Origin of the sequence: Pseudoalteromonas sp. APC 3355, from assembly GCF_030407615.1 — a bacterium.
In the GTDB taxonomy this organism is placed as follows: domain Bacteria; phylum Pseudomonadota; class Gammaproteobacteria; order Enterobacterales; family Alteromonadaceae; genus Pseudoalteromonas; species Pseudoalteromonas distincta.
Genome location: NZ_JASDDB010000001.1, coordinates 533,765 through 547,384, shown reverse-complemented (window position 1 = coordinate 547,384; position 13,620 = coordinate 533,765). Strand labels below are relative to the sequence as shown.

The window sequence follows — 13,620 nt, the reverse complement described above, 5'->3', positions numbered from 1 at the left end:
AAATAATGAGACTTTCAGACACACATATTAAAGAATACTTAAGCGATGGCCGCATTGTTATTGAGCCTGCACCAACGAGCGAGATGATTTCAGGCGTGACTGCCGATTTACGCTTGGGAAATAAATTTAGAACTTTTAATGCGCATAACGCCGCATATGTTGATTTAAGTGGTCCAAAAGATCAGTTAAATAAGGCCATGGAATCAATCATGAGTGAAGAAATAGTGCTTGATGAAGGTGAAGCATTCTTTTTACACCCAGGTGAACTTGCACTAGCTATTACCCATGAAAAAGTCACTTTGCCAGCAGATATAGTAGGTTGGTTAGATGGACGCTCATCGCTTGCGCGTTTAGGTTTAATGGTGCATGTAACCGCGCACCGAATAGACCCAGGCTGGAGCGGTAATATTGTTTTAGAGTTTTACAACTCAGGTAAATTACCACTGGCACTACGCCCACTGATGAAAATTGGTGCTATGAGCTTTGAAATGTTATCGGGTCCGTGTGAAAACCCATACAATATTCGTAAAGATGCAAAATATAAAGATCAAAGCAGCGCAGTAGCAAGTCGTATTAGTGACGATAAATAATTACCAAATATAGGCATTACTCGTCTATTTTATGAAGCGCATAACCCAGTAGTTCAAAATAGTGGTTAAGCGCTTCATTTGCTTTATTAATATGCTCACTATTTGGGTATATTAAATTACTACTTTTTAAGCCTCCCACTAAAAAGCTATTTTTTATATATGTGTGGCCTTCAATACAGGCTTCAAAACACCGTGCTGCAAGCTCTTCTGGCATGCTCATATAATTCATATTGTGGGCTTTATCGTGTTCTATACACGCTTGTACAAAATTATTTGCATCAATACCATCTTCATCTAAAAATACATGTTTATAAAAACTGTTCAAAGCATTATTAAGTGGATGCGATAAATTAGGCGTGTTTGAAAGCCACAATTTTGAGGCAAAGCCAAAGCGTGGTTTTGCTGCAAATAAGTGCTCGCTTATATGATGGTCAAACGCATGGAACCATTCGTGAGCAAGTGCACCACCGCCTGCATTTTTTGCAAGAGCAAGTGTTTGAGAGGCTGCGTTATAATGCGCTTGCACACCTTTTTGACCACCATGACCAAACGCAAAATTAAGCTTCCCGCGCAGGCCAATAGCTTTGGGCGGTAAATGCAGTATTTGCGCAAGATCCGCCAGCGCATCGTAAATTAAATTAGCGCTAATGTAGCGCTCTTCTTTAGTTACCCATTTACCGACGACCATAGATCTAAAGCCGAAGGTATCTCTTATATCGCTAAAGTCGACTTGGTCGTCAAAGCGATAGTCGGGTCCTTGGCGAGTAAAGCCACGTTTTAGTCTGTTAGGGTAGTTACGCATTGCAAGTTTCATATAGTAACGGATTTAATCTAAGTAACGTGCTTTTACGTGCTCAGGCATGTGTTGGGTTTGTTTTTGTATTAATTCATTAAGCGTATTATAAAGTGGTGCGGGATTTAGCTGCTCTATTAAAAACAAACTATGCGCTACAGCCTCAAGTGTGGATAGGCTGTCGGCCCGAGGGGCTTTACGAATAGCATAACGATTTTTAGGTAGCTGTTTAAAACTGACCGTTTTAAATTGATTTAGTAATGTGGTGAGCTGCAAAATTTTGTAGGCTTTTTTCCATGTACCATCAACCACGATTAAATGGGTGATTTTTTTTACATTTGGTTGCTCAGTGTTATCGTCTAAATTTACAGCGTGTTCGTTAGGGTAGAGTAAAACAGTTGAGCTTACTGGCAGTGTTTTTAGTATGGAAAAGTCATCATTATTTTCGCCTTTGATTATTTGGCAATCAGTTAGGCATAAATTGAGTAGTTTAGCGGTATTTTTTGCTATTTTTTCTTCACTCGGGTGCTGTAGAATAATAACCGTAACTTTGTTGTTTATATTTGTAATTGCGTTGCAAATACAGGTGTTTAGTGAAAAGTTACAATGATTACAAAGTGTGCGTGCCATTTAATAAACTTTTTGTTGCCAGTATGATCCTCGCAATTATACATTTATAAGGTAATTAAGTTGGTTTTTTTTACGCATCAATATAAAGTAGTACTATTAAACTGTAACTTACATGGATTGTTTTAAGGGCTTAAAATATGACAGAAATAAATATTGATACATCAGCATTAGAGAGTATGGAATCGTTATTGGGTGAGCAGTTTGCTGATACACTTGATTTTTGCTGCTCAGAGTTTGAACGTTTAGGCTCAGAAGTTTTAGCAACCATTGGTAAAGATAAAGAAGCAGCTATTCGCCACTCCCATAGCTTAAAATCGAATGCGGCGCAGTTTGGTGCTTCAAGCCTTGCTGAAGTATCGCGTGTTATTGAACAAAATTTAAACCTAGATAACTTAGCTGAAGCTATCGACGCATCTAATAGCTTAATGGCTCAAGTAACAGGCTCTCAAGCTAAGCTAAATGAATGGTTAGCATCTCGTTAATTATTGAAGCTGAAACGTGAATTTATTTCAGTATTAAGCACCTAAATTGACTGGCATTTTACGCCTTTACTAGGTTAGTCTAAAGACTCACTAGGGCGTGTTGATCTTTCGAGATTGAATTTGCAACGAGTGTCTGGTTTTTAGGTTAGGCAGAGCCTATGCAGTGTGGTTTTTCCACATAAATAGGCGATAACAACACATAAAATCCAAACACGCATTGCCCAGAGGGTTCTTCCTAGGGGCTATTTTCTCTTTGTTACTCAATTTTTACTTAGCCCACTAGGTTACAAATCTCGTGCCGCGATTAAATCGCCCCTAGGTTGAACAAATTTAATCCATAAAGCCAATACGCCCTAAAGAGGTAATAATGTCTGATATTAAAAAGAGTCACAAATTAGAAGGTGTATGTTATGACATTCGTGGGCCGGTTTTAGCACAAGCTAAAAAAATGGAAGACGAAGGTCAAAAAGTATTAAAATTGAATATAGGTAATCCGGCTGCTTTTGGTTTTGATATGCCAGAAGATATGCACCGCGATATTATCCGCAACTTATATTCAGCCCAAGGTTACTGTGACTCTAAAGGCCTTTATTCAGCCCGCGTGGCTATTTATCAGCACTACCAACAACGTGGATTACATAATTTAGATGTAGATAGCATCTATATTGGTAATGGCGTAAGCGAACTTATTCAGATGATCACCCAAGCGCTATTAAATAATGGCGATGAAGTGCTTATTCCAGCTCCAGATTATCCACTTTGGACTGCTTCTGTAACATTATCGGGTGGTAATCCGGTGCATTATTTATGTGATGAAGAGCAAGATTGGTTTCCGGATATTGCCGATATAAAAAGCAAAATAACGTCTAAAACTAAAGCTTTGGTATTAATTAATCCTAATAATCCGACAGGTGCGGTTTACAGTGATGATTTGCTAATGCAATTAATTGATATAGCGCGTGAACATAAACTACTGTTATTGAGCGATGAAATTTACGAAAAGATTTTATACGATGGTATAACGCATACTTCAATCGGCTCACTGTGTGATGATGTACCAATCATTACTTTTAATGGTTTAGCAAAAACCTACCGTGCAGCGGGGCTAAGAATGGGGTGGATGGTTCTAAGCGGTCGTACCTCGGTAATGGATGATTTACGCAAAGGTCTTGAAATACTTTCATCTATGCGTTTGTGCGCCAATGTACCTGCGCAATATGCAATTCAACAGGCGCTTGGCGGTGTGCAATCAATTGATAATTTAATTAACCCAGGCGGGCGCTTATACGAGCAGCGCGATATAGCATGGCGCGGGTTAAACGCTATTGAAGGCATTAGTTGTAAAAAACCTAAAGGCGCGCTTTATGCGTTTGCCAAAGTAGATACAGCACTTTTTAACGTTAAAGATGATGAAAAGATGATGTACGATTTGCTAAAAGCCGAAAAAATATTACTTGTACATGGCAGGGCGTTTAATTGGCCCGAGCCGGATCATTTTAGATTGGTATTTTTACCAAGCAAAGATGATTTATCGGATGCGATGTTAAAAATGAAGCGTTTTTTTAAAGACTATCGCCAAGTATAGTTATTTAAAAAGTAAAAAAACGAGCCAAATTTGGCTCGTTTTTTTACTTTAGTCATGAATATATTGGCTAGTACGCTTTATCTACACGCACCGTGTTGTCGTTCAAGTACACTAATCTTACATTATCGCCTTTGCTAAAGCGCATTGATTGGTCTTGATCTTGAACAACCATAAACTGGTCGCCGTTTTCAACTTGTATTAATAACTCTACAAAATGATTTTGCTGATAATGACTTTGCTGCTGCCTATTGTGTGCAACACTGCCGCCAATTACCGAGCCTAATATTGTTGCTACTGTGCGGCCGCTACCGCCACCAAACTGGTTGCCTACAACACCACCGAGTAATGCACCGCCGAAGGTTTTCCAGCCGTTGTTTTTGTCTTGAATGATTTCTTGTTCGGTAATATTGCGTACCGATTTTACGTCACCAAATAAAACTTGCTGCACAGGGACTGCTTTATTGCGCTCGTATTGAGCAAAAGTTGGCGCGCTCACACTAAGTAGGGCACACATTATTAATATTATAGCTTTCATAATAATCTCCTATTGGTAGCCTTTATGGGCTTATTAGCCCGTAAAGGCTTAGTAACTACCAACCAAATGTCGATTTTTCTTTAGTTTTACGAATTTCAGTTTCGTCAGCCCATTCTACAAGGCCGCTTTCCATATCCATTAAGCGCATTGTAAATTTGTAATAAACATCTGATTTATCAGCGTTTGATTTAACTATGCTCGATAAATTTCCGTATAACATATATTGCGCGCCAATTTGTTTACCAAATGCAACGGCTGTTGCAGGGTTAACAAGGGCATCTTCGTTTTGAAACGTTAATTGCTCACGTACTGATTCAACACGCGTCATATCTACAAAACGGAATTTACCACTGCGTAGCATTTGCGTTGAGATTGAATCGGTGATTGATTCAGTATCAATGTGCTCACTAGTTTTGTTTTTAATACGCTCAACAAATACTACAGGGCGTTTATTAGCGGTCATTGTGCCAACAACGGGTGAGCTGAGTAATGAATCGGTCATTTGGCTAGCTACTTTTTGTAAATCGGTAGAGCCAAAATTAATATCGGTTGTTTCTACTGCTTGTGCATCGCCATAACTTACTACGGCTTTATTAGCACAGCCACTTAATACTAAAGCGCTCAGGCCAACTAAAGCGTAAGTTGATGCTGTTTTAAATTTGTTACTGATGATCATGGTTGTTTCCTTTAATCTTTAAATTCTTGTGATTCGGTAGACACTTCTCTTACTGCTAAAGAAAAGGTAACCGCATCAGAGCTCGGTGCTAAGCCCGGTAATTGTGTTTTTGCAAAACCAAATAAGGTGAGTGCTTGCCAAGGTGAGTGGTTGCCTTTAATAACAAAGCCGTCTTTATCAAACCAATTAAATTGATACTGTAAATACTGTGATTTTTTATACTGGCTCGAAAGTGTCACTACCACATCGGTTAACTGGTTAGTTTGACGTGTTTTCACATCAGTAATGGCCAGCTTTTTACCAAGCTCTGGGTTATCTACACGTAATTGCTCATTAAACTGGTTTTTATTTTGTTCAACAGAAATACCCGATGTAACCGGTTGGCTGGAACATGCACTGAGCATTAAGGCTGCTAATAATGGCGCTATGTATTTCATGATGGCTCCTAAAGTTGAACTACGTGGTAATTAAAGTAGTTATTAATAGAGGTTAAGTAAATTAACGTTAACCCTTGCTTACTAATGGTAAAATTTATGGGTGCTTGTGTGCCTATATGCACAGAATGCTCACCTGTATTTAGGCTTTGCCTTGCGACACTTATTTGATTTGGAAGTGTAAGCCAGCTGCGTGTATCAGCTTGCTCAGACGCCAAATTATAAATATTAGCAAGTATGTTACCTACATCACCGGCACTGCGAGCAAGTTCTGCCCGTACTTTCTCTTTGGCTACTAATCTGAGTACTTGGCGAGCGACTTTTGCAGGTATTTGATCTTCTAGAGTTTTAGCTGCAAGTGCCTCAATGTGTACCAGTGGGCTAAGCGCCAAGCTTTGTGCATCTATATTTATATTGTTAAGGCGGCGCACATAGGCATTATCTTTATATACCGGCATCGCCAAGCTGTAAAAGCGTGCATCGCCACGTGATGAATAAATTGGCAAGCGCAGTTTAAATTCATCTTGTTTTGGTACTAATCCTTGTTCAAATAAAACAATTACTTCGCCTTGTGATGAAGAAATAGTGGGCGTATCGCCAAAGCGTTTTTTAAATTCATTTAGATCTTGGTCAAACCCTTGTTTTTTAGCAAGGCGCATCACATCTTGCTGTAAATAAATATTGTTAGGTTGTATAGCCAATGCTTTTTTATAATCGATATAGGCGTCGTCGTATTGTTTAGCACTTTGGTAAAGCAAAGCAGATAAGTAAAATGTGTAGGCATTTTGAAAGCCATTTTTTATGTTTCTGGTTACATTGCTCATGCTTGGGTAGTGTTGCTGAGCTTCTTTAACGGTTGAGTCTACTTCTGCTTCATTCTCGCTAAGCGCATCAACTTGTACTTTATTAGCTCGGCGAATTTCGACCAATGCGCCTTCAACATCATTTTTATACACGTAGTTAAGTGCTTTATAACTATGAAGCATGCTCATTTCGTAAGCGGGTGGCACATAAGTTATTGCTGAGTCGTTGGTAAATAAAGCGTTACTTTGTTCAAGGCCCGCACTAACTTGTATTTTGGCGGCTTCACGCTTTTTTTGCATTTGCGTATACACGTTCTCAAATTTACTTTGTGCATCATCTGGTGTATTTGCTAAGTCGTTTAAACGAGCTTGCTCAAGTTGGTTGAGTAAGTAGCTGCTGTGCAAGGTGCTATTATTAGCAATAAGGGATTGCGCTTCTTCGATGTTGTTTTTCTCGATCGCATTTCTTATTGGTGTCATTTGTGTGGCATAGTCATTAAATAGGTCATTAAAACCCATTGTGCTACACCCACTTAAAATATAACAAAAGCTTAAAATTATACTGCGGCGCACTGAGCACTCCTCTTAATTTACCTGTATACATTAACATACTATTTTTAGCTAAATGTGTGAAATATTGTAAAAAATCGTAGAGTAAAACTGCCTGCTAATAAAGAAATATAAAGTGACATTAGTGAACAAAGTGTGAATTTTTTTGGTTTATTATCACTCCACTGAAATAGTATTTTCGCTTTAGCGGTCTTGCTAAGAGTTATATCACTTAGAGGAATTAAAAAATGAAAAAGTTTACAGGTGCAGCAATGGCTGTAATGGTAGCAGGTTTAGTTGGTTGTAATGCAACAGAGGCAGAAACGGCAACATCAAGTGCAGTTGCTAGTAATGGCGCAACAACTGATTTAGTTCATTGTTATGATGCGAATGTATGTGGTGGCCATAACGATTGTAAAACAGCTGAGAATGCATGTGCAGGTCAAGCGTCATGTAAAGGGACTGGTTTTGTAGCAATGCCTGCAAAATCATGTGCTGACGTTGGCGGTACAGTAAAAGATAAATGGGTTGGCAGTGTAGCTAAAGCAGATTTAGTACATTGTAACGATGTAAATGTGTGTGGCGGTCATAACGATTGTAAGACTGCTAATAATGCTTGTGCTGGACATGCATCATGTAAAGGCACCGGTTTTGTATCAATGCCTGCAAAAGCATGTGGTGATATTGGTGGTTCTGTAGGTAGCTAATACCAATTTATCGAACGCATAAAATAAGCTTGAACGATGTGTTTATTATTCAGGCTTATTAAGGAAGTTTATGACAAATCGTTTTTTAGGTTTTGGTTTAGGACTAAGAGCCCCGCATTTTGAGCAAATTATTGCAGATAAACCAGCTGTAGATTGGTTTGAAATTATTTCAGAAAACTATTTTGTAGCCGGTGGAAAACCTTGGCATTATTTAAATAAAATAAGAGCAGATTATCCGATTGTTATGCATGGGGTATCAATGTCGATTGGTAGTATTGACCCTATTGATAAGGACTACTTAAATCAGTTAAAAAACACAATTGCGAGGGTTGAGCCGCATTGGGTGTCTGATCATTTATGTTTTACCCAAGTGGGCGGTATTAATAGCCACGATTTACTACCAATGCCTTACACCTCAGAGGCGCTTGATCATTTAGCAAATAAAATTTCGCAAGTTCAGGACTACCTAGGGCGCGAAATGATTTTTGAAAATGTATCGAGCTATTTAACCTATAACGATTCACAAATGAGTGAGTGGGAATTCTTAGCGCAATTACATAAGCAAACAGGCTGTAAGTTTTTAATGGATGTAAATAATGTTTATGTAAGTGCGCGTAATCACGACTTTAATGCAATGGATTATTTATCAGCTATTCCGAGTACAGCTATTGCACAAATTCACTTAGCAGGACATCAAGACTTTGGTACGCATATTATAGATACGCACGATGAAGATGTTCCCGATGCGGTATGGGACTTATATGCTCAGTATGCAAAAACATTAAATCCGGTAAGTACCATGATTGAACGCGATGATAATATTGGCTCCCTTGATGATTTAATTACTGAGCTTGAGCATGCCAAAGCGCTAGTGAAACCGTTTTGGGATATAAGGTCATGAGTGGTTTAGCAAAGCTGCAACAACAGTTTATGGATTTACTGCAAGGAGAAAGTTCGGATATTAGCGAGCAAATTGCGCAGCAAGGGCAGTTAAATACACAACAGCGACTCTCTATTTATCAAAGCGCTTATAAAATTCGCTTAAGAGCCGTGATTGAGCAAGATCACGAACAGTTGGGCATTTACTTAGGTGATGATTTATTTGAGATGATGGTTGATGGTTATTTAGCTTTATATCCTTCAACTCATACGTCACTACGAATTTTTGCAGAGAAGCTACCAGATTATTTAGCCGCTAATACTCCTTTTAGTGATTACCCCATACTTGCAGATATAGCAAAATTTGAACGACTATTACTAAGTACTTTTGATGCAAGCGATAAAACATTACTTAATGTATCAGAGCTTGAAAGTATTGAACCTCAGCAATGGCCAACTTTACTATTAAAATTACATCCAAGTGTTCAGTTAGTTGTGTTTTATACGTTGGCGGTTGAAAGTTGGCAGGCAATAAAACAAAAGCAAACACCGCCAGAGCCAAGAGTCTCAGAACCTCGCTTTTGGGTTGTAGCACGTGATGCTCAAAGGCGTACACAATATTTAAGCGTTGATGCACAAGAATACCGCTTACTGAGTTTATTAAAACAAAACACACCCTTTGCACAGTTATGTCAATCCTGTTTAAATGAACTCCCAGGCGAGAAAATCGCTGGGTTTTTAATTACTAAAATTAATCAATGGCTTGAACGTGGTTGGTTAATTAGCGAGTGAGTTAAAACAATATAGTTATTTTTCGTTGCGAAGGAATTTTTTTGAAAGCCACCATATACACATTAATTGCTTTAATTGCGTTTGCCGCAAATTCTCTTTTTTGCAGAATGGCCTTAGCAGAAGGTTATATAGATGCTTGGAACTTTACTGTTATTCGCTTACTTAGCGGGGCTGCATGTTTGGGCATTATAATGGCTATTTATACCCATAATTTAAAACGTAAAGGCACATTCAATCCCGCTATTTTAAGTGACAGAGGAAGCTGGCGAAGCAGTATTAGCCTGCTTGTTTACGCGCTTTGTTTTTCGATTGCCTACGTAGAGCTAGATACCGGTACCGGTGCACTAATTTTATTTTCTGCTGTGCAACTTACTATGATTGGCTGGGGTATTTATCAAAAAGAGCAATTAAGCGTACTCCAGTGGTGTGCATTTATAGTGGCGTTATCTGGTTTTGTATATTTAATGCTGCCATCTGCAGCGGTGCCTTCATTATTAGGTGCATCACTTATGGCACTCAGTGGTGTGGCATGGGGTATTTACAGTATTCGCGGTAAAGTGTGCGTATCGCCACTGCGTACTACTGGGTTTAACTTTATAAGAAGCTTAGTTGCTATCCCTGTTTTATTACTTGTAGGTATGAGTTATTTAAAAAATATGAGTATTGAAGGGGTATTACTTGCGTGTGCCTCGGGGGCAATAGCGTCTGGAGTTGGTTATAGTGTTTGGTATGTAGCAATGCCACTACTTAAAAGTACCCAAGCTGCGGTTGTGCAACTTTGTGTGCCGGTACTTGCTGCCATTGCTGGTGTTATGTTTTTATCAGAGCAGGTAACAATTGAGTTTATAGTAGCAAGCTCGTTAATATTAGGGGCCGTGCTGGTGTTTATTTTAAATAAAAAGAAGGCTTAATAAAACCTAACCTTCTTTTAGGTGTGGGCTTACGTTTGTTACAAAGCGTTTATAAATAGCAGGTAAGTTATCAAGTATTGCCTGCTTACCCTGTAGTTCACTGTTTTTTATGCATTCAAAAAGTACTTGCTCGCTAAGTTTATTCACTAATAATTGTGATTGCTTAATATGGCTTATATGCCAAAGCTCAGGTGCTACGCCACCTAAATCATGCTGGTAAGGGCGATAAAAACCAAATTTAACTAAGTTAGTATCAAGCCAATTACTTAAAGGTGCAAACGGCCCACCTTGCAGGTATTCATCAGGTGTTAGCTGTAGCTTATAATCATCACTGACCGCAGCTTTATCAAACACATCTAAGTCAGTCCCTAAATGGTGTCTGCTTGCGCCAGGTAGTGCAGAGTAGAGCATTATTGCTATGCATTTATCTACATCATTTAATTTAGTTAAATTTACAACCTTTTGCTGTTTATTATAAACAGGTCGAATACCTAAAAACTTATTATTCCAAATAATTGACTGGCGTTCAAAGTCGCGAAAACTTGAGGCAATAGTAAGATCAAATCCCGCTTTTTGAGCTGCACTTTGCAGCGCTAAAAAGTCGCTAATAATAGCGCTGTGCAAGCGATGATTTTGTATGTCAGTTAAATGTGTATCACTTTGCCCTGTGATACACATTATCGATGTTGGTTTAGTTACATCCATTATGCTAAAAGTTGCTCTAGTATTTGCTCGTAAATGTCGGTAAGGGCTATTAAATCATCGGTACTTACGCATTCATCTACTTTATGAATAGTTTCGTTACGTGGGCCAAGTTCAATTACTTTAGCACCTGTTTGTGCAATAAAGCGACCATCTGATGTGCCGCCGGTAGTTTCTAGGTTTGTGGTTAAACCGGTTACTGATTTAATCGCTTTTACTGTGGCATCAACAAGTGGGCCGTGCTCGGTAATAAAAGGTAAGCCATTTACTATCCAGCTTAATTCATAATTTAAGTTATGCTTTTGTAGTATGTCATTTACACGTTGTTGTAATTGCTCATGTGTTACTTGCGTGCTAAATCTAAAGTTAAACTGTACTTCTAGCTCACCCGGGATCACGTTGCCTGCACCTGTGCCGCCATTAATATTTGAAATTTGAAAGCTGGTAGCAGGGAAGTATTCATTTCCGTTATCCCACACCGTTTGGCTAAGCTCAGTAAGGGCAGGGGTTGCTAGGTGAATTGGGTTTTGTGCTAAATGTGGATAGGCGACATGCCCTTGTACACCCTTAACGGTTAAAAAAGCGGTAAGTGAACCTCTGCGGCCATTTTTAACAACATCACCTAATACATCTCGTGATGAAGGCTCGCCTACTAGGCACATATCAATTTTTTCACCGCGCGCCTCTAGCGTATCAATTACACGGGTAGTCCCGTTTATAAACGGGCCTTCTTCGTCAGAGGTTATTAAAAAAGAAATTGAGCCTTTATGATCTGGATGTTTAGTAACAAACCGCTCGGTTGCAACAAGCATTGCAGCTAACGAGCCTTTCATATCGGCAGCGCCGCGCCCATGTAATAAACCGTCTTTTATTAATCCTGAAAACGGCGGGTGTTGCCAATTTTTTTCAGGGCCTGTTGGCACAACATCAGTGTGGCCTGCAAAACAAAAGTGCGGTGATTGTGTGCCTTTTCGAGCCCATGTATTTAATGTGTCGGTAAAAAATAATGACTCAATATTAAAACCAACCGCAGCAAGGCGATCGTTCATCATCTGTTGGCAGCCAGCATCCTCGGGCGTTACTGACTCACGTTGTATTAGTGCTTGGGCGAGTTTAATTACATCATCTTTCATGATTTAAATATCTCATCGTATTGGGCTGCTTTAAAACCTAAGTGGTAACTGCCATTGTTAATAAGTACTGGACGTTTGATCATGGCAGGTTGTTCAACTAACAATGGGATAGCACTTTCTTTAGTCAAACTCTGTTTTTGCTCATCAGTTAGTGCGCGATAAGTTGTGCCACGTTTATTAACAAGCTGTTCCCAATCGAGTTTATCTGCAAAATCACTTACCATTTGCTCATTTACGCCATCTTTGCGGTAATCATGAAACGTAAATTCGATGTTGTTGTCGGCTAAGTATTTTTTTGCTTTTTTTATCGTGTCGCAATTGCTAATACCGTATAGAGTGATCATAAATTTAGTTCTTCTTAATAATAGTTAATAAGGTATCTACATCCGCATTTACATGCGAATGTGAGTAATGAAATGTGCCGAGATTATGGCCGTTAAGTAAGATTAAACTGGCCAGCATAGGCGTTTCTAGTTCACGTAAATCAAAATAAGCGAGGCGCTGGCCTTTACTTATTTCACTACCATTTAATTGTGCAATATGGGTATGTGTAATTGATTGCGAACCGGTAATAGTTAAATTGATTAAAACTTTTAAACCATTTTTAGCCTGTAAAATAAACTCAGTACCTGCGTTTTTTACTTGTAATAACGTGCCATCAAACGGCGCTAAAATTTTGTGGCTACTGAGCTTTACAGTAATACCAGGACCGAGAATACCAAACCTAAAAATAGGTTCGGGGTGTTCTTGAAGCGGTATTACTTTACCTGTAAATGGGCTTTTAATAAGGATGGCACTGCGGGGCGTTTTATTGAGTGCTAGATATTCAATTGTTTGTGCTTTCATATGCTATTGGGCCACCACGTTGTAACCATCTTTTTTTAAGGCGTTAAGTGCTAGTGAGGCCGTTTGCTTTTTTACTAAAATATAATCGGTATCGTAGGTTGAGATTGAAAAAATAGAAATTTTAGCGCGTGCTAATACACCCGATATATTAGCCATTATTCCGGTCAGCGAAAAACCAAGTGGGCCAACCACCTCAAGTGCTTGCCAATCAGATTCGGTATCTAAACTCTCTATTTCAAAGCTACTAGGGCAAACAATAGATAGTTCATCCTGGGTTTTAGATATAAAAAATAAAGGAAGCTTTAGTAGCGCCGCAGGTATATCGGCGTCAACATCTAAACTGTGAATAGATAAAACCGTGCTGTGTAATTGTAATGTTTGTTTTGACATTAAACGCCTGCGATACAGCATTATTGATAGCTTTATAGTATAGATTATTGCCTTCAAGTTAAAGGTGTAAGCGTGACTAAAATGAGCATTTGGAAGTGGGTTTTAATAGAGATTAAAAACTTACCCACAATTTCTGTGGATAAGTATGGGGGTTGCAGGGTATAAATAGCCTAACTACTTAAT

General features: G+C 38.9%; 18 protein-coding genes. 7 read left to right on the top strand and 11 right to left on the bottom strand.

Features of this window, described 5'->3' with window-relative positions; translation table 11 throughout:
* Positions 1 to 5: 5 nt before the first annotated feature.
* A complete protein-coding gene (gene dcd, locus QMA08_RS02380) occupies positions 6 to 590 on the top strand; it encodes a dCTP deaminase (RefSeq protein ID WP_002959670.1) in 585 nt (194 codons plus the stop codon).
* A 16-nt stretch (positions 591 to 606) separates the two neighbouring features.
* Here the strand turns inward: dcd and QMA08_RS02375 are convergent, their stop codons facing one another.
* Entirely contained in the window at positions 607 to 1,392 is a 786-nt protein-coding gene (locus tag QMA08_RS02375) for a CLCA_X family protein (protein WP_290173697.1), read from the bottom strand.
* 24 nt (positions 1,393 to 1,416) lie between these two features.
* Positions 1,417 to 2,013 (bottom strand): tRNA-uridine aminocarboxypropyltransferase, encoded by a 597-nt coding sequence (locus tag QMA08_RS02370; protein ID WP_182715319.1) that lies wholly within the window; start codon positions 2,011 to 2,013, stop codon positions 1,417 to 1,419.
* A 137-nt stretch (positions 2,014 to 2,150) separates the two neighbouring features.
* On the opposite strand from QMA08_RS02370, the gene QMA08_RS02365 reads away from it, so the two are divergent.
* Both QMA08_RS02365 and QMA08_RS02360 read left to right on the top strand, forming a co-directional pair.
* Positions 2,151 to 2,495 carry an Hpt domain-containing protein gene (locus tag QMA08_RS02365; RefSeq protein WP_002959674.1) on the top strand — a complete coding sequence of 115 codons (345 nt, stop codon included), beginning with the start codon at positions 2,151 to 2,153 and terminating at the stop codon, positions 2,493 to 2,495.
* Positions 2,496 to 2,862: 367 nt separating this feature from the next.
* On the top strand, positions 2,863 to 4,080 hold the full coding sequence (locus QMA08_RS02360) for a pyridoxal phosphate-dependent aminotransferase (protein WP_024597609.1): 1,218 nt from the start codon (positions 2,863 to 2,865) through the stop codon (positions 4,078 to 4,080).
* 67 nt (positions 4,081 to 4,147) lie between these two features.
* Here QMA08_RS02360 and QMA08_RS02355 read toward each other — a convergent pair whose 3' ends face one another.
* The 4 genes from QMA08_RS02355 to QMA08_RS02340 are packed head-to-tail and all read right to left on the bottom strand — an operon-like array spanning position 4,148 to position 7,101.
* Positions 4,148 to 4,615: a glycine zipper 2TM domain-containing protein gene (locus QMA08_RS02355; RefSeq protein ID WP_002959676.1), complete on the bottom strand. Its 468-nt coding sequence runs from the start codon at positions 4,613 to 4,615 to the stop codon at positions 4,148 to 4,150.
* Between the two features lie 55 nt (positions 4,616 to 4,670).
* Positions 4,671 to 5,291, bottom strand: coding sequence for a penicillin-binding protein activator LpoB (lpoB, locus tag QMA08_RS02350; protein ID WP_007375407.1), 621 nt, complete (start codon positions 5,289 to 5,291; stop codon positions 4,671 to 4,673).
* An 11-nt stretch (positions 5,292 to 5,302) separates the two neighbouring features.
* A complete protein-coding gene (locus tag QMA08_RS02345; RefSeq protein ID WP_002959678.1) occupies positions 5,303 to 5,728 on the bottom strand; it encodes a YcfL family protein in 426 nt (141 codons plus the stop codon).
* 8 nt (positions 5,729 to 5,736) lie between these two features.
* A complete protein-coding gene (locus QMA08_RS02340; RefSeq protein WP_290173526.1) occupies positions 5,737 to 7,101 on the bottom strand; it encodes an adenine DNA methylase in 1,365 nt (454 codons plus the stop codon).
* A gap of 224 nt (positions 7,102 to 7,325) precedes the next feature.
* Between QMA08_RS02340 and QMA08_RS02335 the strand changes: the two genes are divergently transcribed.
* The 4 genes from QMA08_RS02335 to QMA08_RS02320 all read left to right on the top strand — a co-directional run bounded on the left by QMA08_RS02335 (position 7,326) and on the right by QMA08_RS02320 (position 10,366).
* Positions 7,326 to 7,784, top strand: coding sequence for a hypothetical protein (locus QMA08_RS02335; RefSeq protein ID WP_024595110.1), 459 nt, complete (start codon positions 7,326 to 7,328; stop codon positions 7,782 to 7,784).
* Positions 7,785 to 7,854: 70 nt separating this feature from the next.
* Positions 7,855 to 8,685, top strand: coding sequence for a DUF692 domain-containing protein (locus QMA08_RS02330; RefSeq protein WP_154903261.1), 831 nt, complete (start codon positions 7,855 to 7,857; stop codon positions 8,683 to 8,685).
* Positions 8,682 to 9,455 carry a DNA-binding domain-containing protein gene (locus QMA08_RS02325; RefSeq protein ID WP_182733207.1) on the top strand — a complete coding sequence of 258 codons (774 nt, stop codon included), beginning with the start codon at positions 8,682 to 8,684 and terminating at the stop codon, positions 9,453 to 9,455. Before QMA08_RS02330 ends, QMA08_RS02325 begins: the two co-directional genes overlap by 4 nt.
* A gap of 41 nt (positions 9,456 to 9,496) precedes the next feature.
* Positions 9,497 to 10,366: a DMT family transporter gene (locus QMA08_RS02320; protein ID WP_024595107.1), complete on the top strand. Its 870-nt coding sequence runs from the start codon at positions 9,497 to 9,499 to the stop codon at positions 10,364 to 10,366.
* Positions 10,367 to 10,372: 6 nt separating this feature from the next.
* Here the strand turns inward: QMA08_RS02320 and QMA08_RS02315 are convergent, their stop codons facing one another.
* Genes QMA08_RS02315 through QMA08_RS02295 form a run of 5 tightly spaced genes read right to left on the bottom strand, consistent with a single transcriptional unit; the run spans position 10,373 to position 13,437 of the window.
* The gene (locus QMA08_RS02315; protein ID WP_024595106.1) at positions 10,373 to 11,071 is read right to left on the bottom strand and encodes a M15 family metallopeptidase; all 699 of its coding nucleotides are present in this window, start codon (positions 11,069 to 11,071) and stop codon (positions 10,373 to 10,375) included.
* Positions 11,071 to 12,201, bottom strand: a complete 1,131-nt coding sequence (gene dapE / locus QMA08_RS02310; RefSeq protein ID WP_039489937.1) for a succinyl-diaminopimelate desuccinylase — start codon at positions 12,199 to 12,201, stop codon at positions 11,071 to 11,073. Before dapE ends, QMA08_RS02315 begins: the two co-directional genes overlap by 1 nt.
* Positions 12,198 to 12,545 (bottom strand): ArsC family reductase, encoded by a 348-nt coding sequence (locus QMA08_RS02305; protein ID WP_002959693.1) that lies wholly within the window; start codon positions 12,543 to 12,545, stop codon positions 12,198 to 12,200. The genes dapE and QMA08_RS02305 overlap by 4 nt, the downstream gene beginning before the upstream one ends.
* Before the next feature lie 4 nt (positions 12,546 to 12,549).
* A complete protein-coding gene (locus tag QMA08_RS02300) occupies positions 12,550 to 13,047 on the bottom strand; it encodes a PTS glucose transporter subunit IIA (protein ID WP_039489934.1) in 498 nt (165 codons plus the stop codon).
* Positions 13,048 to 13,050: 3 nt separating this feature from the next.
* On the bottom strand, positions 13,051 to 13,437 hold the full coding sequence (locus QMA08_RS02295; protein WP_002959696.1) for an ACT domain-containing protein: 387 nt from the start codon (positions 13,435 to 13,437) through the stop codon (positions 13,051 to 13,053).
* Positions 13,438 to 13,620: the final 183 nt, after the last annotated feature.

Excerpts from the sequence above, each read along its gene's own strand:
- dcd (WP_002959670.1), top strand. The coding sequence starts at position 6 with ATGAGACTTTCAGACACACATATTAAAGAATACTTAAGCGATGGCCGC.
- QMA08_RS02375 (WP_290173697.1), bottom strand. The coding sequence starts at position 1,392 with ATGCGTAACTACCCTAACAGACTAAAACGTGGCTTTACTCGCCAAGGA.
- QMA08_RS02370 (WP_182715319.1), bottom strand. The coding sequence starts at position 2,013 with ATGGCACGCACACTTTGTAATCATTGTAACTTTTCACTAAACACCTGT.
- QMA08_RS02365 (WP_002959674.1), top strand. The coding sequence starts at position 2,151 with ATGACAGAAATAAATATTGATACATCAGCATTAGAGAGTATGGAATCG.
- QMA08_RS02360 (WP_024597609.1), top strand. The coding sequence starts at position 2,863 with ATGTCTGATATTAAAAAGAGTCACAAATTAGAAGGTGTATGTTATGAC.
- QMA08_RS02355 (WP_002959676.1), bottom strand. The coding sequence starts at position 4,615 with ATGAAAGCTATAATATTAATAATGTGTGCCCTACTTAGTGTGAGCGCG.
- lpoB (WP_007375407.1), bottom strand. The coding sequence starts at position 5,291 with ATGATCATCAGTAACAAATTTAAAACAGCATCAACTTACGCTTTAGTT.
- QMA08_RS02345 (WP_002959678.1), bottom strand. The coding sequence starts at position 5,728 with ATGAAATACATAGCGCCATTATTAGCAGCCTTAATGCTCAGTGCATGT.
- QMA08_RS02335 (WP_024595110.1), top strand. The coding sequence starts at position 7,326 with ATGAAAAAGTTTACAGGTGCAGCAATGGCTGTAATGGTAGCAGGTTTA.
- QMA08_RS02330 (WP_154903261.1), top strand. The coding sequence starts at position 7,855 with ATGACAAATCGTTTTTTAGGTTTTGGTTTAGGACTAAGAGCCCCGCAT.
- QMA08_RS02325 (WP_182733207.1), top strand. The coding sequence starts at position 8,682 with ATGAGTGGTTTAGCAAAGCTGCAACAACAGTTTATGGATTTACTGCAA.
- QMA08_RS02315 (WP_024595106.1), bottom strand. The coding sequence starts at position 11,071 with ATGGATGTAACTAAACCAACATCGATAATGTGTATCACAGGGCAAAGT.
- dapE (WP_039489937.1), bottom strand. The coding sequence starts at position 12,201 with ATGAAAGATGATGTAATTAAACTCGCCCAAGCACTAATACAACGTGAG.
- QMA08_RS02305 (WP_002959693.1), bottom strand. The coding sequence starts at position 12,545 with ATGATCACTCTATACGGTATTAGCAATTGCGACACGATAAAAAAAGCA.
- QMA08_RS02300 (WP_039489934.1), bottom strand. The coding sequence starts at position 13,047 with ATGAAAGCACAAACAATTGAATATCTAGCACTCAATAAAACGCCCCGC.
- QMA08_RS02295 (WP_002959696.1), bottom strand. The coding sequence starts at position 13,437 with ATGTCAAAACAAACATTACAATTACACAGCACGGTTTTATCTATTCAC.